Source organism: Couchioplanes azureus (assembly GCF_014648355.1).
Taxonomy (GTDB): Bacteria; Actinomycetota; Actinomycetes; order Mycobacteriales; family Micromonosporaceae; genus Actinoplanes; species Actinoplanes azureus.
Genome location: NZ_BMQY01000001.1, coordinates 413,964 through 433,261, shown reverse-complemented (window position 1 = coordinate 433,261; position 19,298 = coordinate 413,964). Strand labels below are relative to the sequence as shown.

Sequence of the window (19,298 nt, the reverse complement as noted above, 5' to 3'; positions counted from 1 at the left end):
GATCGTCACCGGGCGCCGGTGATCAACCGGGCGGCGTCCGCCTCGGTCATCGGCCGGTCGAAGAGGAATCCCTGGCCCAGGCGGCAGCCGGCCTCGCTGAGCAGGCGGTGCTCCTCCGGCGTCTCGATGCCCTCGGCGACGACGTCCAGGTTGAGCGTGGCGGCGAGCTGGATGATGCCCCGGACCAGGTCGAGCTGCTGGCGCGAACCGGTGATGGTGTCGACGAAGGACTTGTCCAGCTTGAGCGTGTCGACCGGGACGCGGTGCAGGTAGCTCAGCGACGAGTAGCCCGTACCGAAGTCGTCGATCGACATCTTGATCCCGGCCGAGCGCAGCCGGGCGATGTCGGCGTGGATCTGTTCGTGGTCGCCCAGCAGCAGGCTCTCGGTGATCTCCAAGGTGAGCAGGCGCGCGGGCAGACCCGACCGGCTCAGCTCGGCGAACACCTGGTCCACGAAGTCCGGCGAGCGGAACTGGCGCACGGAGACGTTCACGCTGACGTACGGCGTGTCCTGCGGGTGCCTGCGGTGCCAGTCCGCCGCGGTGGCGACCGCCGTCCGCAGGACCCAGGCACCCAGCTCGACGATCAGCCCGGACTCCTCGGCCAGCGGGATGAACGTCGCCGGTGACACCATGCCGCGCTCCGGGTGCGGCCACCGCAGCAGGGCCTCGAAGCCGACCGTACGCGCGTCGCCCAGCTCGACGATGGGCTGGTAGTTGAGCACGAAAGCGCCCTCGGCGAAGGCCCGGTCCAGATCGGTGCGCAGCTGCATCCGGTCGAGCACCTCGGCGTGCAGCGACGCCTCGTAGCGCCGCCAGCGGCGTTCGCCGCTCGACGGGACGCTGTCCAGCGCGACGTCGGCCTGGCTGAGCAGATCCTTCGCCGTACGCGCGTCGGCGGTGGTGGCGACGCCCGCCCGCAGGTGCGCGGCGACCAGGCTGCCGCCGACGTGGAAGGTCTCGGTGGACAGGCCCACGACCTGCTCGGCGAGCCGCTCTATGTGGGCCACGTCGGGCGCGTCCTCGATGAGCGCGCCGAACTCGTCGGCGCCCAGCCGGGCCACCGTGCCCCGGCCGGCGAGCACCGAGGAGAGCCGCTGGGCGACGGCGATCAGCAGCTCGTCGCCGACCTCGTGGCCCATCGTGTCGTTGACGACCCGGAACCCGTCGATGTTGATGATCATGACACCGCAGGGCCCCCCGCGGCGGTCGCCGACCGCCGCAGCCACGTCGTCCTGGAACCGCAGGCGGTTGCCCAGGCCGGTCAGCGGATCCAGGTACGCGCGGGCGATCAGCTCCTGCTCCAGCCGCTGCCGCTCGGTGACGTCGCGCAGGGTCACGACGAGCCCGTTGACGCCGGGCTCGCGGCGCATGTCGCCGATGACCGCCTCGGTGCAGACGAGGGCGCCGTCGATCCGGCGTACCCGCCACTGGTTGAGCCCCTCGCCCGCCAGCCCCTTGCGGGTGGCGTCGAGCAGGTCGCGGACCTCGTCGCGGTCGTCGGGGTCGATGATGTCGAGCAGGTCGCTGCCGACCAGGTCCGCTGTTCCGACGACCTGCTCCGCCGCCGGGCTCACGTACGTGATCCGGTTGTCCTCGTCGACGATCGCGATGACCTCGGTGGCGTTGAGCACCAGCGTCCGGAAGTAGGCCTGGCTGTCCCGGCGGCTGATCTCCCGGTTCAGCCGGATCCGGTCGATCATGGTGGCGGCCTGACCGGCCAGCACCGGCACGGCCTCCTGCAGCCCGATCAGCGCCGGCTCGTCCGCGCCGACGAACAGGTCGCCGATGAGAGAGTCGCCGACGGCCAGGCGGCAGTGCAGGGCCAGTTCGAAGCGGGCCAGCGGCTCGGCGACCTCGCTCGGCAGCGTCACGACGTAGCGCAGCTCCAGCCCGCCGGTCAGGTTGCCCAGCGCGGCGGCGACCACGGCGGGCTCGCCGTGCAGCTCGAGGACCACCCGGTGTTCCGTACCCGGGGGAAGCATCCGGCCGACCGCCCGCCGCAGGACGGCCTCGGTCTCGTCGGCGCTGGTGGAGGCCAGCAGGGCCTCGCAGGCTTCGCGCAGCTCGCGCTCGCGGGCGAGGGTCTGCCGCAGGTTGTCCGCGACGGCGGACATGCGGGCCAGGGAGAGCAGGATGAGCGCCGCCGACACGACCGCGATGAGGACACCGTCGAGGACCGGCCCGCGCAGCGCCTGCACGAGCAGCGCGGCCGGTGGCAACAGCGAGGCGAAGGTCAGCACGCCGCGGCGCAGGGTGACCTGGGTACGGGTCAGTACGTGCGGCTCGGTCAGCCGGATCATCGACGGGTGCAGCGCGGCCGCGCCGCCGGCGATGTAGAAGACGAGCCAGCCCAGGTCGATCGGGCCGCCCAGCTCCCAGATGCCTTCCAGGCGGCTCAGCCCGTACAGGACGTCCGCGGTGAGCAGGCCCGCGCCCGAGGCCAGCAGGAACGCCAGGCTCGTGTTGCGCGCCGCGGCCAGGCCGAGCCGGGCCAGGATGGCCAGGGTGAGCACGTCGCTGAGGGGATAGGCGATGGAGACCGCCTTCTCCAGCGCGCCGAGCGTGGGGTCCTGCAGGAACGGGTTGATCAGGAACGTCCACGCGAGGAAGCCGGCGCCGGTGGTGAGCAGGACCGCGTCGAGCATGCCGGCGCGGTCCGTGAAGCGCGCACCCGACCTGGTCAGCCCGAACAAGCCACCCAGGAGCAGGGGTAGCGAGCCGCCGAGGAAGACCAGATCGGCCAGCGACGGGAACTGGCCCGGCACCACGACCAGCGCGACGACGGTGCCGGCGGCGAGGGTCAGATAGCCGGCGCCGAGCAGCAGCCACGGCTGGCGCCGGCGCGGCTTGTGGCGGGCGATGCCGACGGCGAAGGCGGTCAGCGAGGACAGGACGATGAGGGCCCAGGCGAGGACGTACAGCGACGGGACGAACAGATAGACCGCCGCCAGGCACAGGGTCGCGGTCAGATAGACGGGCACGGCCCGGCGCATTGGTGACCGTACGCGACCGGCGGACGCGGTGGCGGTGCGGATGGCGATGCTCGCGCGCCGGGGTGGTTCCGGAGCCGGATCGCCGAAACTGCCTGATGCGGCCGAATGTCCGTTTGTCTCGTGCCGAGTGGCGACCCGGGTGGCGGATGCGTCACCCGTACCGCTTCCGCTGGGGAAGCGCTCGTCTGTACTCAAGGCAACCTGCCCGGGGCCGCTTCTGCGCCGGCCGGTGTGGGCTGGCGTCACTACCTCTTGATCGGCATCTGGGCTTCAGGACTGAGGCCGGTTCTATCGATGAGGATGATGAAGATCAGTGCTGGATCTTACTACGCGTCCGCGGCCCGGACCTCCAGCTCCGGCAGGTGCGCGGTGGGCCGGCCGCACAGCCAGTCGGCGAACTCCTCGGGCGGCAGCGGGCGGGAGATGTAGTAGCCCTGGATGGCGCTGCACCCATGCACCCTCAGGTATTCGAGCTCGCTCTCGTCCTCCACCCCTTCGGCCACCACGATCAGCCCGAGCGTCCGGCCGAGCTGCAGGGCCGCGTCCGTCACGGCACGGCGGGTCTGGTCGGTCGTGAGGCCCCGGACGAAGCTCTTGTCGATCTTCATCTCGTGGATCGGCAGCTCGGCCAGGCGGCCCAGCGACGAGTGCCCGGTGCCGAAGTCGTCGATGGAGAGCTTGACTCCCAGGGCGTGCAGCAGTTCGAGCGTCCGCACGCTGCGCGCCGGATCCTCCATGACGCCGTTCTCGGTGATCTCGAGGGTCAGCGCGGAGGGCGGGAGCCCGTAGCGGCGCAGCGCGTCGGACACGTCGTCGGCGAGGCCGGGCTCGGTGAGGATCTGCGGTGACAGGTTGACGGCCACGGAGAGGTCCCGTCCGCCCCGGCGCCAGTCCGCGCACGCGGCCAGCGCGGTGTCGAGGATGAACCGCGTCAGTGCCGGAATGAGCCCCGCCCGCTCGGCCAGCGGGATGAACTCGTCCGGCGGCACCGGCCCGTCCGGCCGTAGCCAGCGTGCCAGCGCCTCGGCGCCGAGCACCCGGCCGTCCTCCGGATCGATCTTGGGCTGGTAGGCGACGGTCAGGGCGCCGATCTCGATCGCCGAGCGCAGTTCGGCCATGAGGGTGAGCCGGCGCGGGGTGTTGAGGTCGTCCTGCGCCTGGTACGCCCGGACCCCGGCCCGCGCATGCTTGGCGGCGTACATGGCGACGTCCGCCCGCTGCAACAGGCGGTCCGGTTCGATGCCGTGGTCGGGGGCGTAGCTGACCCCGACGCTGGCCTGGGTGGTGAGGGTCATGTCGCCGACCGGCACCGGCTGCTCCACGATGCGGCGCAGCTCCTCGGCGGCGTCCAGCGCATCCTGGGGGGAGTCGCACCGGTCGATGACCACCGCGAACTCGTCTCCGCCGAGGCGCGCGACGGTGCCCCGGTCCGCGAAGGCGGCCTGCAACCGCTGGGAGACCTGGCGCAGCAGGTCGTCGCCGACGTCGTGGCCGAGCGCGTCGTTGATCTCCTTGAAGCGGTCGATGTCCAGCAGCAGCACGCCCACGATTCCGGACCCGATGCCGGACTCGATGGCATCCCGGAGGTCGGTGAGCAGCATGCGGCGGTTGGGCAGGCCGGTCAGGGCGTCGTGCAGGCTGCTGTGCCGCAGCCGGTCGACCAGGCCGATGTTGGTCAGGGCCACCGCGGCGTGGGCCGCCAGCGCCTGGAGGAGCCGCAGGTGCTCGCCGCTGAACGTGGGAATGTCGGCGAGGCTGTCGTAGACCATCAGCACGCCGGTGCCGTTGTCCATCGCCACCGGGACGGCCATGCCGTCGACCGGGCGGTCCTTGTCGTCGCCCGGCGCGCCCGGAGGCAGGAGCACCGGTTCGCCGCGCAGCGCCGGGTACCACCAGGCCGACGGGTAGCACCCGTTGTACTGCCTGGTCGGGAGGCGGTGCTGGGCGGAGAGCTGGAAGCGCAGCGCCGCGGCGTCGCCGAAGGTCGGGACGACCAGTTCCGCGGTGTCGGCCCGGGTCACGTCGCGGACCCGGCTCAGCACGGTGTCGATCACCGTGTCCAGGTCGCGGGAGCCGTCGAGGGAACGGGTGAAGTCGTAGAGCTGCTCGACCTGCGCGTGACCCTGGGTCTGCTGGGCGTAGCGGCGGAAGACCTGGTAGATCGCGTACGACAGGATCGCCAGCAGCACCGAGGCGAGCAGCTGGTCCCGGATGACGATGGCCGCGATCAGGGCGAGCGTCGTGGTGACGGTCACCATCGGGACCTGCACCAGCTCCTTGATGTCGGCGGTGACCAGGCGCCGCCACTCCTGGCTGTCGTCGTGCAGCGAGATGACCAGGGTGACCAGCACGATCGACACCACGTCGACGACCATCATCGCCACGTACGCCGCCAGCCAGCCGCGCGGGTGCAGCACCTGCGCCGGCTCGGCGATGAGCCGGAACACGGCCGTGGCCACCGTGGCCTCTGTGGCGTAGAGGGTCACGTTGAACAGCAGCTTGACCCCGCGCTGGTGGCGGAAGGCGAGCAGGCCGACGACGCCGCCGAGGATGCGGGCCAGGACGATGGCCGCGGGGGCGCACCAGATCAGGCTCAGGACCAGCGGGATCTCGCTCAGGCTGATGGTGTGCGCGCCCCGGCGTACCGGGAAGACCACGACGAACCGCTCCGCGCAGGCGAACAGCGCGGCCAGGACCAGCAGGGTCACGGCCTCACGCGGGGAGAACAGCGCCTGGTCGCGGGCCCACAGCGCCTGCACCGTGGCGACGAGCACGGCCAGCACGACGGCGATGGCCAGCACGCGGCCGTCCGGGGCACGCCAGGAGAGTCCCGCGCGCGGCGCGTCGGCACCGTTCGACGTCACCCCGGCACGCTCCTTCCCCTCCGTCACAGCGTGTGGCTTCCTCGTACTACTTGTCGGCCGTCGGCGCGTTTTGTGAAGGGTTGCCGGGAAGAACGATGGACCGGTGCCCGGTCGGAGGAGGCGGTTCGACCTTTCGGGGGCCACCCCAGCCGGAAAGACGCCTCCCGTGGCGGGGGTCCGCGACCGATCAATGCACCTGTCGATCGGGTTACTTCTCGGGAGCATAGATGGTGAGCAGTCGTGGGCCACGTCGCTGGCTGGTCGGAATCCTGTCGGGGGCGCTCGGCGCCGCCGCCGTGGGCGCCGCGCCGGCATCGGCGGTGTCGGCCGCACCCCCACAGCCGGTGAAATCCCAGTTCCTCAGCGAGGAGTGGCTGGCTGACCAGGACGCACACTCGCTGTACAGCATCAACAAGTGGGCCGGCGTCCACGACGTCTGGAGCAGGACCGACGCGCTGGGCCGCAAGATCACCGGTAAGGGGGTCGGTGTCGCTCTGATCGACAGCGGCATCTCCCCGGTCAAGGGCCTGGACGGCGCCGGCAAGGTGATCAACGGCCCCGACCTCTCCCTGGAGTCGCAGACGGACGATCTGCGGTACCTGGACACCTACGGGCACGGCACCCACATGGCCGGCATCATCGCCGGGCGCGACCCGGAGGTCCAGGACGGCAGCGAGAAGGACTCGAGGTACTTCGTCGGCGTCGCTCCCGGAGCGCACCTGATCAACATGAAGGTCGCCGCCTCCGACGGCGCGGTGGACGTCTCCCAGGTCATCGCGGCGATCGACTGGGCGGTCGCGCACCGCGACGACCCGGGCCTCAACATCCGGGTGATCAACCTGTCGTACGGCACCGACTCGCTTCAGGACCCGCGGCTCGACCCGCTGTCGCACGCGGTCGAGGCGGCCTGGCGCAAGGGCATCGTCGTCGTGGTGGCCGCCGGAAACGACGGCGCGTCCGCCACCCGCCTGGCGATGCCGGCGATGAACCCGAACGTGATCGCCGTCGGCGGCGCCGACCCCAACGACACGGACACCCGCACCGACGACATCGTCGGCGAGTTCAGCAGCCGGGGCAGCGAGGGCCGCGCGCCCGACCTGGTGGCGCCCGGCAAGTCGGTGGTCTCGCTGCGCGACCCCGGCTCGTTCATCGACACCGAGTTCCCGGAGGGCCTGCTGCCCACCGACTCGGCCAAGCGCTTCTTCCGTGGCAGCGGCACCTCGCAGGCCGCGGCCGTGACCTCCGGCGCCGCCGCGCTGCTGCTGCAGCAGCGCCCGGACCTGACCCCGGACCAGGTCAAGCAGCTGCTCGTCAGCACCGCGGAGGCCATGCCGCAGGCCGACACCGTCGGCCGCGGCGCCGGCCAGCTCGACGTCGAGGCCGCCGTCGACGCGGCGACCCCGCAGTACCAGCAGAACCACGAGGCGTCGCTGGGCACCGGCTCGCTCGAGCAGGCCCGTGGCACCGCGCACCTGACCGACCCGATCAGCGGCAGCGACCTGACCGGCGAGCAGGACATCATGGGCCAGCCGTGGAACCCGGCGGTCTGGAGCCAGGCCGCGCTGGACGGCACCTCCTGGAACGGCGGCACCTGGAACGGCAGCGTCTGGACCGGTACGGAGTTCGACGGCACGTCCTGGGCCGCCACGACCTGGACCGGCAGCGCGTGGTCGGGCGTCGACTGGACGGCACACCAGGAGGCGTTCACCGGCCGCAGCTGGACGGGCCGCAGCTGGACGGGCCGTAGCTGGACGGGCCGCAGCTGGACCGGGCGCTCCTGGACCGGCAGCGTCTGGGCCGCAGGGAACTGGCCGGCCACCGACTGATCCACGCGGAACCCGCCGACGCCCCGGCACGCCACCTTCTGGCGTGCCGGGGCGTCGTCGTGGTGCCGTCAGTCGTTGGCGTGCAGTGCGGCGTTCAACTCGATGCCGGTGCCCTTGCGGGGTCGCGCCTCCAGCGCGCCGGTCACCGAGTTGCGCCAGAACAGCAGGCCGTCGACGCCGGAGAGCTCGCGGGCCTTGACCACGCGGCCGTCCGGCAGCGTCAGCTTCGAGCCGGCCGTGATGTAGCAGCCGGCCTCGACCACGCAGTCGTCGCCGAGCGAGATGCCGATGCCCGCGTTCGCCCCGAGCAGGCTGCGTTCGCCGATGGAGACCTTGTCCTTGCCGCCGCCGGAGAGCGTACCCATGATCGACGCGCCGGCGCCCACGTCCGAGCTGTCGCCGACGACGACGCCCTGCACGATGCGGCCCTCGACCATGGACGCGCCGAGCGTGCCGGCGTTGAAGTTGCAGAAGCCCTCGTGCATGACGGTCGTGCCGGAGGCGAGGTGGGCGCCGAGCCGGACCCGGTCGGCGTCGGCGATGCGCACTCCCGAGGGCACCACGTAGTCGGTCATCCGCGGGAACTTGTCGACGCCGTACACGCTGAGGTGCCGGCCGGCGGCCCGCTCGATGAGGCGCAGCTCGTCGACCCGGTCCGGCGGGCACGGGCCGGCGGAGGTCCACGCGACGTTGGCGAGCATGCCGAAGATGCCGTCGAGGTTCTGCTCGTTGGGCCGGATCAGGCGGTGTGACAGCAGATGGAGCCGCAGGTATGCGTCCGGGGAGTCCTTGATCGGCTCGGCGAGCGAGGCCACCTCGACGCGCACCTCGGCGGTCGAGAGCCCGGCCAGCGCCCGGGGGCCGACCAGGCCGGCCGGCAGGGTGGGCGGCTCGGCCGGTAGTTCGCCGAGGCCGAGGAAGCCGGCCGGATACCAGGTGTCGAGGACCGTCCCGTCGGCGGTGACGGTGGCGAGGCCGATGCCCCAGGCGGCCGAGGTCGAGATCGCGCTACTCACACCGGGCACCCTACTAGGGCGGGAGCTTCACGTTCGGACGGTACTGTGCGGCTCATGGCCAACCCGCTCACCTGGGACGTGCTCGTCGACCCGGTGGTGCTCACCCGCGCCCTGGTCGACATCGAGTCCGTCTCGCTGCATGAGAAAGTCATCGCGGACTGCGTCGAGGAGGCTCTGCGGCAGGTTCCGCACCTGAGCGTCGACCGCCACCAGAACACCGTGATGGCGCGGACGGATCTCGGCCGGGAGCAGCGCGTCGTGCTCGCCGGGCACCTCGACACCGTCCCGCTGCACGGCAACTTCCCGTCCTCCGTCGCCGACGACCTGATCTACGGCTGCGGCACGGCGGACATGAAGTCGGGCGTCGCCCTCGCCCTGCACCTCGCCGCCACCCTGCCCGACCCGCGCTACGACCTGACCTTCCTGTTCTACGAGGCGGAGGAGATCGAGAGCCGGTTCAACGGGCTGCACCTGGTGGCGGGGCACCGTCCGGAGTGGCTGGCCGCCGACTTCGCGGTCCTGCTCGAGCCCACGTACGGCGTGGTCGAGGCCGGCTGTCAGGGCACCATGCGGGCGATCGTCCGGACCCGCGGGCGCCGGGCGCACACCGCACGCGCCTGGCGCGGGGTGAACGCCATCCACGCCGCCGGTGCGGTGCTGCGACGGTTGGAGGACTACCGAGCGCGGACCGTGACCATCGATGGGTGCACATACCGTGAGGGTCTGCAGGCGGTGCGCATCGCCGGGGGCGTCACCGGCAACGTGGTGCCGGACGAGTGCGAGGTCGAGGTCAACCTGCGGTTCGCCCCGGACCGGACGGAGGAGCAGGCGCTCGCCCATCTGCGCGAGGTCTTCGACGGCTTCGACGTGGAGGTCACCGACTCGGCCCCCGGCGCGCTGCCCGGGCTCGGCGCGGCACCCGCGCGGGACTTCCTCGCTGCGGTCGGCGCGGAGCCGGCCGCGAAGCTGGGGTGGACCGACGTGTCCCGCTTCGCGGCGCTCGGCGTCCCGGCGCTGAACTACGGCCCCGGCGATCCTCAGCTGGCCCACGCGCCGGACGAGCACGTCGAGATCGGCAAGATCAGGGACGGTGCCGCCACGCTGCATCGCTGGCTGGCGGCGGACTGACTTTCAGGCCTGGTTGGTGGTGCGCGGTATCTCCACGGTGGTCTCCGGGTCGAGGCCCGGATCGGTCGCCGGCGGCGCCAGGGCGAGGGCGATGCGCCGCTCCTCGACCACCAGGCGGATCCGCCTCTGCATGCGACGCTGCATCTTCATTCGCTCGTAACGGGTCATCACGGTGGCTCCTTCGCCGAGATGCCCGGCCGGAGCCGGACGCCGTGCCTGCCGTGCGGGTCGATAGCGTGCGGGTCTGTCACTGTACAGAGGTCGCAGAGCTACCGTCCGTGGCTTCAATCTGGCAAAAAGGCCGCGATGCCGCAATCCTCTTGGCGAAACCCAACCGGTTATTCACCGGTTACGGACCGTCCGCACTACCGTGGGTGCCATGACGGACAGCGCAGACGGCCGTAGGCGCGTACCCCACGAGCGTCATCGCGGCGCCGTCACGCTGCGGCGTGATTCCATTCCGCCGAGCACGGCCGACGAGAAACTGCTCGACTCGCACCACCGCAGCGAGTGGAAGACCAAGGACGCCTGGCGGGCCCTGCGCATCCTCTCCGAGTTCGTCGAGGGCTTCGACACCCTCGCCGACCTGCCCCCGGCGGTGAGCGTCTTCGGCTCCGCACGCAGCGCCCCGGACAGCCCGGAATGCGTGCTGGCGGCGGAGCTCGGCGCGGCCCTCGCCGAGGCCGGGTTCGCGGTGATCACCGGCGGCGGGCCGGGCGTGATGGAGGCGGCGAACCGGGGCGCCACCGAGGCCGGCGGCATGTCGGTCGGGCTGGGCATCGAGCTGCCGTTCGAGCAGGGCCTCAACGACTGGGTCGACGTCGGCATCGACTTCCGCTACTTCTTCGTCCGCAAGACCATGTTCGTCAAGTACGCCCAGGCCTTCGTCGTCCTGCCGGGCGGCTTCGGCACCCTGGACGAGCTCTTCGAGGCGATCACCCTGGTGCAGACCCGCAAGGTCACCCGCTTCCCGGTGATCCTCATGGGCTCGGAATACTGGGGCGGACTGCTCGACTGGATCAAGCAGCGGTTGCTCGCGGACGGCAAGGTGAGTCCGGGGGACATGGACCTGATCCTGCTGACCGACGACGTGGCGGAGGCCGTACAGATGATCGTGAAGGCGGACGCGGCGGCGTCCGGGTCCGGAAAGCGGTGACGTGGCGGCGATCTGCGTCTTCTGCGCGTCCTCCAGCAGCCTCGATCCCAAGCACCTCGACCTGGCCACCTCGCTCGGCAAGGCCCTCGGCCCCCGGGGCCATTCGCTCGTCTCGGGCGGCGGCCGGGTCGGCATGATGGGCGCGGTCGCCGAGGGCGCCCGCGCCGGCGGGGCACACACCCTGGGCGTCATCCCGCAGTCCCTCGTGGACCTCGAGGTCGCGGACACCTCGGCGGACGACCTGGTCGTCACCTCCGACATGGGCGCCCGCAAGAACATCATGATCGAGCGCTCGGACGCGTTCGTGACCCTGCCCGGCGGCCTCGGCACCCTGGACGAGCTGTTCGAGGTCTGGACCACGGCCACCCTCGATCTGCACCGCAAGCCGATCGTGGTGCTGGACCCGGACGGCTTCTACGCCGGGCTGTGGAGCTGGCTCGGCGAGATCGCCGGGACGGCGTTCGTCCGCGGCCCGGCGCTGGCCCGCGTCACGCTGGTCACCTCGATCGACGCGGCCCTCGACACCATCGAGCGGGCACTGGCGTCCTGACGCCGGCGGCCGGTCAGGGCTCGGTCGCGGACTCCCACTGCCAGAGGATCTCGGTCAACCGGTCCACTCCCGCGCCCAGGTGCCGGCGGTAGGTGCTCATCGGCAGGCGCAACAGCTCGGCCGCCGCCTGCTGGGTCCCGGCCGGCCGCAGATAGGTGTGGTGCAGCGCCCGGTACGCCGACCGGTCCCGCGGCGAATCCGCCAGCGTCGCCGCCGCCTCCTCGACCAGCTCGCGCAGCGCCTCGGCCGTACGCCCGCCGGACGAGCGCGCGAGGAACCGGCCGGCCAGCAGCGGACTGGCCGCCAGCCGGTCGACCCGGCCCCATTCCCGCAGGGCCGCGCGGACCGCGGCGGCGAAGGCGGCCCGGTCCAGCGCGGCCGGCGTGGTCGGCGGCTGCGCCTCGGCCGGTTCGCCGGACGTCTCCCGCGAGGCGAGCATGCTCAGCCAGGCCAGTCGCGGCATGCGCCGCCAGTCGTGGCCGAATCCGGCGTACCGGCGGCCGTCCACGGTGAAGTCCGCGTCCTGGGCCCGGGTGAAGCCGACGTACTCGCACATCTGGGCGTACAGCTCCGGATCGGCGTGGTAGATCAGCGAGTAGCCGAGCCCCGGTGTGACCAGGTAGTGGCGCACCGCGTGCAACGAGATGAGCGCCTGCGCGGGGGAGGGCTGCTGGTAAGCCTCGGCGTCCAGCCAGAAGCGCAGCAGCGAGACCGCCTCGCCGGCGGCGGGCGCGGCGCGCCGCCACGCCGCCGTCGCCGCCGGGTCCCGCGCGTCCGCCGCGTGCAGGGTCAGGAGCACCGCCATGCCCACGGCGGTGTCGTCCGCGCCGACCACCGCGTGCACGGCCTCCGGCTGGTGCCGGCACCAGTGGTCGAACAAATCCGCCGAGGCGCTGCCTTCATGGCGCCGTACCATCTCGCGCAGCGCCGGCCACCGCTGCGGGCCCGCGGTCACCACCCGCAGGTCACCGCCCGGGCACTGTTGCAGGAACGCGCCGATCACCGGGTTGTCGCGGTGCAGGAAGGCGAAGTCCAGCAGGATCCGGCGCTGCTCGTCGGGGGCGGCGCCGGCGAACCGGCGCCGGTAGTAGGCGCCGGCCCGCTGGTGGATCGTGGCGTGCAGCTCCGGGTGCCGCCAGCGCAGGTCCCGGGCGAGCACCTCGCGGGCGAGGTCGTGCAGGACCAGTCCGTGCGTGCTCGCCGACATCACCGACAGCCCGCGGAGCCACTCGAACAGCTGGTGCGCGTCCGGCAGCTCCAGCAGCTCGGCGAGCAGCGGCTCGGTCGTCACGGCGACCTGCGACACCGCGTCGAGGGCGAGCCGGTGCGCCGCGCTCGGCACTCCGTCGAGAAGCGCGGCGAGCAGCGTGGCCACCACCTCCGGGCCCCCGGCCGGTGCGGCCGGCTCCCGGCGCTGGGCGCGCACGTCGGCGATGAGCGCCAGGGCCAGGGGATGGCCGTGGGTGAAGGACATCGCGTCGGCGTGCGCCGCGGCGGGTACGCCGCGCCGGGTGAGCAGTAGCGCGCTCTCCACCGGGTCCAGGTTGAGCAGCGGCATCGGGTGCAACACGCTCGACCAGCCGGGATCGGTGCGGTACTGCAGCGGCGGCCCGGCCCGGCTCGCCACGGCCACCACGGCGTCGCCGGGCAGCGCCGCCAGCAGCTCCGTCTCGACCGCCTCGTCGGCCAGCACCACGAGCCGGTCGCCGTCGGGCACGCGCTCGTCCAGCCACACGACGTGCCGGCCCGCGCGCTCGGCGAGATCCGCGAACTGGTGCAGCAGCGAGGTCTTGCCCACCCCGCCGGGACCCGAGACCCACACCAGCGCGCCGCCGTCGCCGGCCAGCAGCTCGGTGAACCGGGCGAGCTCGCCGGCGCGACCGACGAAGTCCCGGCGGCGGGCGCTGGCCACCCGGTCGGCGAACCGCGTGCTCATGGTCCAAGTCTCGTCCCTTCCCGGCCGGCCGTCTGTCGAAATCCCGACCGGGCGGGGTGAGCGGAAAGTGGGCGCGGACCGGACGCGGAACGGCCTGTTTTGTGGCTGTCCGGCGGCCCTAGCGTCGTCGGCGTCAGAAAGGCCGCCACCGGCCACGATCTCGAGGAGTACGTCATGATCCGCACCATCGACCGCAAGGTCCTCGCCCGCCACACCGCGCGCACCACCCTCGCCGCCGCCGTCGCCGGGCTGGCCCTGGCCGCCGCCCCGCAGGCGGCGCTCGCCTCCGCCGACGGCTGGGGCGGCACGCTGCGCCCCGGCCAACAGCAGTGCCTCACCGCCAGGGACACCGCCAACTATCAGGTCCGTGCCGACGGCCAGGCGACCGGGTCCGGCGCCAGGTTCAAGGTGCTCCGCAACGGCGGTCTCGTGTACGGCACGCCGTCCGGCACCATTTCCGGTTTCGCCTACGAGGGCCGCACCTCGTACGGCACCTTCGCCGGCCCGGGCAGCTACACCGTCTGCGCGACCAACAACAACGCCACGAACACCCTGGTCAACATCCACGTGTTCACCGACGCCCACCTGCCGTACTGACCTGACCCACACCGCACGCCGGGTACCGCCCGTCCCCCTGGGCGGTACCCGGTTCTTCCATGGCCGATCACCTACCGCACTGGCGTCCTTCGTTGATGCAGGAGACGATCTTCCGCATCTGCCGCGCCGAGTTGACGTTGACGAAGTCGTCGTGGTCCGAGAACGGGTTGTGGTCCTCCTCGGGGAACGAGTCGAGCGCGAACTGCCCGCGAAGCTGCACATCCCGGGGAATGTCGTAGGACAGGGTGATCCGCAGCTGCGGGATGGCCCGGAATCCCCGGGGGCAGGCGCCGGTGCCCCGGTCGGCGAACGCCACGTGGCTGCGGTGGTTGTCGCTGTCGACGTTCTTGCCGTCCCAGCATCCGGGGAAGTCGTGCACCCGCTGGACCTGGGACCCCGGCGGGCAGATCGGGTACGTGGCGGAGAGCCGGTCGGCGAATCCGGAGCAGGTCCAGCTGGGACGCGCGTTCGCCGGGCCGCGGCTGGTGGGCTTCGCGTCCCCGGTCAGTGCCCGCAGGAACCGGGGCATCGCGACGACCTTGCCGGCGGCGTTGCCCCGGTACTCGATCAGCACGGAGCGCGGCCGCTGGATGGGACCGGTGTTGTTGGGCAGTTCCAGATTCCGGCCCTGGGGCTCGGGCAGTGCGGAGGCGCTCGGCTGCGCAGCGGGGGCCGCCGGCGGGGCAGGCTTCGAGAGCGTGCACGCCGCCAGTGCTTCCAGGCCGCGCGGTCGGGGACCCAGGCGGTCGACGGCGGTGGCGATCCGGTCGAGGACGGCGGCGCGCCGCGCCTTCAGCGTGCCGAGGACCGAGGCGCCGCCGCGGGTGACGACGAGGCGCTCATCGGCCTCGGAGATCTGCCGGTCCAGCTCGGCCAGCGCCCGGTCGACCTCGTCGAGCGCGGATGCCGGCACGCCGGGCAGCCGTCCGCGGACCGCAGGACACCACACCTGCGGCGTCGCGGCCGCCGCGGCGGCGACGGCGCTCGCGTGGTCCGTACCCATGAAGGCGTGCATGGAGTCGTAGCTGACGTCGCAGTCCACCAGTGACACCAGCCGCGCCGATCCGCGGTCGCCGCCGACGCTCTCGCTGATCGCCCTGATCAGCTGAGCGCGCCGAGCTCGCAGGGGATCGATGACCGACGCGTGGTAGGCGGCGTCGATCCGGCCCCGGCTGCCGCTCATCCGGGCGTTCGCCGCGGCGGTCAGCCGGTCCAGTTCGGCCAGCCGGCGGTCGACGGCCGCCTTCGCGCCCGCGGGCACGGCCGGCAGCCGATCGCCCACGCGCGGGCAGGACACCGTGGGTGTGGTCCGGGACAGCGCCTGCCGGGCGCCGCTGCCGCCGGGCCGGACCGCGGGATCGATCCGCAGCACGGGCCAGAAGTACGACGACCTGTCGCCGTTGCGGCACGTGGTGCCCGAGGCCGCCAGGTCGGCGTCCGACGAGTTCGCGGTGATGGCGAGGTTGCCGACGAAGTCGTGGACATGCTCGGCGCCGTTGCGGATCCCCGGTTGGGCGACCGGGTTGTCCGGGCTGAACTTGCCGTTGCCGTTGGTGCCGCAGTCGACGACGAACCGGCCGGTGGAGGCGCCCCGCCGGGGTGCCGGGTCGGGGACGCCGGGGGTCACCTGCTCGATCGGTACGTACTGGGTCAGCTCCGTGGCCGCGTCGGCGGTTCCCTTGCCGCCGCCGGAAACGAACGTGGCGGTCATGACCCCGGTCGCGGCGAGCACCGACACCGCCATCGCGATGCGTACGGTCCGCACGGGCGCCCTGCCTCTGCTCCTGCCTGTCATTGCGTGTCTCCTCGCTTCGCGTCCCGCGTCCTGCGCGGCTCGACGGGCGGATGTACGGGACCGGCGCGAACCACGGACGGGCCTGCGCGCGATGGTCAGGAGACGGTAAGAATCCCGGCGCGATTCGACGGCCATCGACTGATTTGCACCTATCGACTAGACACAGGCCTATGCGCAGACTTCTCATGTCGGCCGCGCTCGCCGCGGCACTGTTGGTGGGGGCCGGCGGCCCGGCCTGGGCCGCGCCCCCGCCGCGGCCCGCCGCCGCGCCGGACGGCTGGTCCGTGTCCGGTGGGCAGCTGACCTGGCGCTCGGACAAGCGGGTGCCGATGGGCGACGCGGCCGTCGAGTTCTGGTCCGGCGACCGGCTGCTCGGCCGTCCACGTCCCGGGGCCGACCAGCGCACCTTCACCTTGGACCGGGGCCGGCTGCCCGGCAGCCTCGGCGACCTGTCCGTGCGTGCCGGGGGCAAGCGCCTGGACGCGGAAGGGAGCGCGCCGCGGTTCCGCCGCCAGACCGCCGCCGGCGTCAAGGTCCCGCCCCTGCCGGCCGCCAACGCCGTCGACCCGGGCGCCAAGGGCCCCTACCGGACGGTCCGCGGCGAGTATGCGCTCGACGGGGTCACGCTTCCCGGCTTCCCCGCGAAGGTCGAGATGCAGGCCGCCGTCGTCGCCCCGGCGGCCGCCCCCGGCAAGCGCCCGCTCGCGCTCTTCCTGCACGGTCGGCACTCGGTCTGCTACCGCGGCGCCGACGAGAGCGCGCCGCAGGAGTGGCCCTGCCCGGCCGGCACCACGCCGATCCCCAGCCACCGCGGCTACCTGCAGGCCCAGGAGCTGCTGGCCTCGCAGGGCTACGTCACGGTGTCGATCTCGGCCAACGGCGTCAACGGCCAGGACCACGCCGCCGAGGACGGTGGCGCGCAGGCCCGCTCCGCGCTGGTACGCCACCACCTCGCCCGGTGGGCCGGCTGGGCCGGCGCCGGCCGGGCGGGCGCCCCGGCCATCGTCCGCTCCGCGCCCCGCGCCGACATGTCGCGGGTGTTCCTGATGGGACACTCCCGCGGTGGCGAGGGCGTGAGCCGCGCCGCGATGGACACGCTCACCCCGCCTCCGCCCGCGCAGGACGGATACCGGGGCAGGGCCCGCTGGACCATCCGCGGCCTGCTGCTCATCGGGCCGACGCTCTTCGGGCAGAACCCGGTGCCGGACGTGCCGTCCGCGACCGTCCTGCCCGGCTGCGACGGCGACGTCGCCGACCTGCAGGGCCAGATCTTCATCGACGGGACCCGCGGCGTCGGCCGGGGCGCGGCGCTGCACAGTTCCCTGTACGTGGTCGGCGCCAACCACAACTTCTTCAACACCGAGTGGACGCCGGGGCAGTCGGTGGCACCGTCCTTCGACGACTTCTTCAGCGACGGCACCGACCCGGTGTGCTCGCCCGGGACGCCGACGCGGCTCACCGCGCAGCAGCAGCAGACCGCCGGCGCCACGTACATCGCCGCCGCGGCGCGGCTCTTCGTGGCGGGCGACGACCGGGTACGGCCGCTGCTCGACGGCAGCGGCGTCCGCGCCCCCTCGGCCGACCCGGCGCGGGTGCTCAGCCACGCGCTCGGTGCGCGGCGCACGCCGGCGCTGATCCCTGACCCGACGGTGACGGCCGGAGGCGGCGCCCGCATCTGCACCCAGGTCAGCGACGACGCGAACGACGCCTGCCTGCCGCCCGGCGACGACGCGCGCTCGGCGCACTTCGTGCCCTTCGGCGCCGTGCCCGAGCCGGGGCGCTACGCCGCCCGGCTCGACTGGGCGTCGGCGGGCACCCCGCTGACCCTGGCACCCCGGCGCCCGGTCTCGCTGGCCGGCGCCCGGGACCTGGCGCTGCGGCTGATGGTCCCGCCGAACACCGCCGGCACGCGATTCGGCGTCGCCGTCGTCGCGCCGGGCGGCCGGCGTACGGTCCTCGGCGACGTGGTGGTCGACGGCCTCCCCGGGACCTCCGCCACGACCTCGTACTGGGCCCGCGAGGTGCGGGTGCCCCTGCGCGGCGTGCGCGGCGCGGTGGCGAGGCTGGAGCTCGTCCCCCGCGGACCGGCCGGCCGGGCGTGGCTGATCGACGCGTGGGGCTGGCGGCCGGGCACGCCCGCGCCGCGGCAGACCTCCCTGCCGCGCATCGACATCGGCACCCTCACCGTCGACGAGGGCGACTCCGGCACCCGGACGTACCGGGTCCCGGTCACGGTCACCGGGCGCGGTCACGGGCGGGTCCGGCTGTTCCTGACCGATCCGCGGACGTTCGAGTCCACGTCGCGGCTGGCCACCGTACGCCCCGGCGACCGCACGATCCGCGTCCCGGTCGAGGTGCGTGGCGACACGATGCACGGCCAGAACGAGTTCACCATGCTGACCGCCAAGGCGGAGCGCGGCGTGGTGGTGGGCGACTACGCCGGCGGCGTCGAAGTGCGCGACGACGATCCCGCCCCGAAGGTCTCCCTCGCGCCCGTCTCCGACCGGGTGGCCGAGGGCGGCAAGCTCGCCTGGCGGGTCCGGCTGTCGGCGCCGGCCGAGATGCCCTTCTCCCTCTGGGCCTACCCGCGGCAGCCCGCCGGCAACCCGGAGCTCTCCAGCACCGACGTCGACCCCGACTGGTTCCGCGAGTACGGGTTCGAGGAGCCGGAGCCGTCGCGGCCGTTGTCGCAGACTCCGCTCGGGGCGTACGCGATGCTCCCGGCCGGCGAGACCACCGGGGAGCTGACGGTGCCGACGGTCGTCGACGGCGCGGCCGAGTCCGACGAGGTGGTGGAGTTGCACTTCGACGACGGCAGCGGGGTCGCGCCGGTCACCGGCACGGTCACCGGATGAGCTCCCGCTCAGGGGACCTGGGAGAACCGCACCATGTTCCCGGAAGGGTCGCGGAAGGCGCAGTCCCGCACACCGTACGGCTGGTCGATGGGCTCCTGGATCACGTCGGCTCCGGAGGCGCGTACCTTCTCGAAGGTCTTGTCGCAGTCGTCGGTACGGAAGATGACGCCCGGCAGCAGGCCCTTGGCGAGCAGGTCGGCGGTGGCCCGCCGGTCGTCCGCCGAGGTGTGCGGGAAGTAGCCGGGGATCTCCAGGCCGATCTCCACCTCCGGCCGGCCCGGGGCGCTCAGCGTCAGCCAGCGGTTCTCCTCGAACTCGACGTCGGTGCGGACCTCCAGCCCGAGCACGTCCCGGTAGAAGGCGAGCGCGGCCTCGTAGTCGTGGACGATGAGGAAACAATGCGACAGCGAAATCGTCATGCGGTTCACGCTAGGACGCACCGCCCCCGCAGGCTTCTCCATTCCTGATCGGTTGCCGGGACCGGGTGTCACGCCGGGGACGGGAGTCCGCCCGTCCCCGGCGCGACCGGAACCTCGCCAGCGCGCCCGTTCCCGGCGTGACCAGGGACCTCGCGGCCCG

General features: G+C 72.8%; 13 protein-coding genes. 6 read left to right on the top strand and 7 right to left on the bottom strand.

Annotated features, from left to right (window positions below):
• Positions 1-5: 5 nt before the first annotated feature.
• Both IEY99_RS02000 and IEY99_RS01995 read right to left on the bottom strand, forming a co-directional pair.
• Positions 6-2,996, bottom strand: coding sequence for a putative bifunctional diguanylate cyclase/phosphodiesterase (locus IEY99_RS02000; RefSeq protein ID WP_189198926.1), 2,991 nt, complete (start codon positions 2,994-2,996; stop codon positions 6-8).
• Between the two features lie 326 nt (positions 2,997-3,322).
• Positions 3,323-5,860, bottom strand: coding sequence for a putative bifunctional diguanylate cyclase/phosphodiesterase (locus IEY99_RS01995; protein WP_229798018.1), 2,538 nt, complete (start codon positions 5,858-5,860; stop codon positions 3,323-3,325).
• Between the two features lie 227 nt (positions 5,861-6,087).
• Between IEY99_RS01995 and IEY99_RS01990 the strand changes: the two genes are divergently transcribed.
• Positions 6,088-7,686, top strand: a complete 1,599-nt coding sequence (locus tag IEY99_RS01990; RefSeq protein ID WP_189198924.1) for a S8 family serine peptidase — start codon at positions 6,088-6,090, stop codon at positions 7,684-7,686.
• 68 nt (positions 7,687-7,754) lie between these two features.
• Here IEY99_RS01990 and dapD read toward each other — a convergent pair whose 3' ends face one another.
• Positions 7,755-8,702, bottom strand: a complete 948-nt coding sequence (dapD, locus tag IEY99_RS01985) for a 2,3,4,5-tetrahydropyridine-2,6-dicarboxylate N-succinyltransferase (protein WP_189198923.1) — start codon at positions 8,700-8,702, stop codon at positions 7,755-7,757.
• 54 nt (positions 8,703-8,756) lie between these two features.
• On the opposite strand from dapD, the gene dapE reads away from it, so the two are divergent.
• Positions 8,757-9,830, top strand: coding sequence for a succinyl-diaminopimelate desuccinylase (dapE, locus tag IEY99_RS01980; RefSeq protein ID WP_189198922.1), 1,074 nt, complete (start codon positions 8,757-8,759; stop codon positions 9,828-9,830).
• Between the two features lie 3 nt (positions 9,831-9,833).
• Here the strand turns inward: dapE and IEY99_RS34830 are convergent, their stop codons facing one another.
• Entirely contained in the window at positions 9,834-9,962 is a 129-nt protein-coding gene (locus IEY99_RS34830) for a hypothetical protein (protein WP_268245084.1), read from the bottom strand.
• A gap of 247 nt (positions 9,963-10,209) precedes the next feature.
• On the opposite strand from IEY99_RS34830, the gene IEY99_RS01970 reads away from it, so the two are divergent.
• Entirely contained in the window at positions 10,210-10,986 is a 777-nt protein-coding gene (locus IEY99_RS01970; RefSeq protein WP_189198920.1) for an LOG family protein, read from the top strand.
• A 1-nt stretch (position 10,987) separates the two neighbouring features.
• Complete coding sequence (locus IEY99_RS01965) at positions 10,988-11,536, top strand: LOG family protein (protein ID WP_189198919.1); 549 nt, start codon at positions 10,988-10,990, stop codon at positions 11,534-11,536.
• A 13-nt stretch (positions 11,537-11,549) separates the two neighbouring features.
• On the opposite strand, the gene IEY99_RS34825 is transcribed toward IEY99_RS01965, so the two are convergent.
• Positions 11,550-13,472 (bottom strand): ATP-binding protein, encoded by a 1,923-nt coding sequence (locus IEY99_RS34825; protein WP_189198918.1) that lies wholly within the window; start codon positions 13,470-13,472, stop codon positions 11,550-11,552.
• 174 nt (positions 13,473-13,646) lie between these two features.
• Here IEY99_RS34825 and IEY99_RS01955 point away from each other — a divergent pair, with 174 nt between their 5' ends.
• Positions 13,647-14,069, top strand: a complete 423-nt coding sequence (locus IEY99_RS01955; protein WP_189198917.1) for a hypothetical protein — start codon at positions 13,647-13,649, stop codon at positions 14,067-14,069.
• Between the two features lie 67 nt (positions 14,070-14,136).
• On the opposite strand, the gene IEY99_RS01950 is transcribed toward IEY99_RS01955, so the two are convergent.
• Positions 14,137-15,834 carry a DUF1996 domain-containing protein gene (locus tag IEY99_RS01950; RefSeq protein ID WP_229798016.1) on the bottom strand — a complete coding sequence of 566 codons (1,698 nt, stop codon included), beginning with the start codon at positions 15,832-15,834 and terminating at the stop codon, positions 14,137-14,139.
• A gap of 200 nt (positions 15,835-16,034) precedes the next feature.
• Here IEY99_RS01950 and IEY99_RS01945 point away from each other — a divergent pair, with 200 nt between their 5' ends.
• Entirely contained in the window at positions 16,035-18,719 is a 2,685-nt protein-coding gene (locus tag IEY99_RS01945; RefSeq protein WP_189198915.1) for an alpha/beta hydrolase, read from the top strand.
• An 8-nt stretch (positions 18,720-18,727) separates the two neighbouring features.
• On the opposite strand, the gene IEY99_RS01940 is transcribed toward IEY99_RS01945, so the two are convergent.
• Positions 18,728-19,138, bottom strand: a complete 411-nt coding sequence (locus IEY99_RS01940; RefSeq protein ID WP_189198914.1) for a VOC family protein — start codon at positions 19,136-19,138, stop codon at positions 18,728-18,730.
• Positions 19,139-19,298 lie beyond the last annotated feature (160 nt).

Bases quoted from the DNA above. Each gene is read 5' to 3' on its own strand.
- IEY99_RS34825 (WP_189198918.1), bottom strand. From the start codon at position 13,472: ATGAGCACGCGGTTCGCCGACCGGGTGGCCAGCGCCCGCCGCCGGGAC.
- IEY99_RS01945 (WP_189198915.1), top strand. From the start codon at position 16,035: ATGCGCAGACTTCTCATGTCGGCCGCGCTCGCCGCGGCACTGTTGGTG.
- IEY99_RS01940 (WP_189198914.1), bottom strand. From the start codon at position 19,138: ATGACGATTTCGCTGTCGCATTGTTTCCTCATCGTCCACGACTACGAG.
- dapE (WP_189198922.1), top strand. From the start codon at position 8,757: ATGGCCAACCCGCTCACCTGGGACGTGCTCGTCGACCCGGTGGTGCTC.
- IEY99_RS01990 (WP_189198924.1), top strand. From the start codon at position 6,088: ATGGTGAGCAGTCGTGGGCCACGTCGCTGGCTGGTCGGAATCCTGTCG.
- IEY99_RS02000 (WP_189198926.1), bottom strand. From the start codon at position 2,996: ATGCGCCGGGCCGTGCCCGTCTATCTGACCGCGACCCTGTGCCTGGCG.
- IEY99_RS01970 (WP_189198920.1), top strand. From the start codon at position 10,210: ATGACGGACAGCGCAGACGGCCGTAGGCGCGTACCCCACGAGCGTCAT.
- IEY99_RS34830 (WP_268245084.1), bottom strand. From the start codon at position 9,962: ATGCAGAGGCGGATCCGCCTGGTGGTCGAGGAGCGGCGCATCGCCCTC.
- IEY99_RS01955 (WP_189198917.1), top strand. From the start codon at position 13,647: ATGATCCGCACCATCGACCGCAAGGTCCTCGCCCGCCACACCGCGCGC.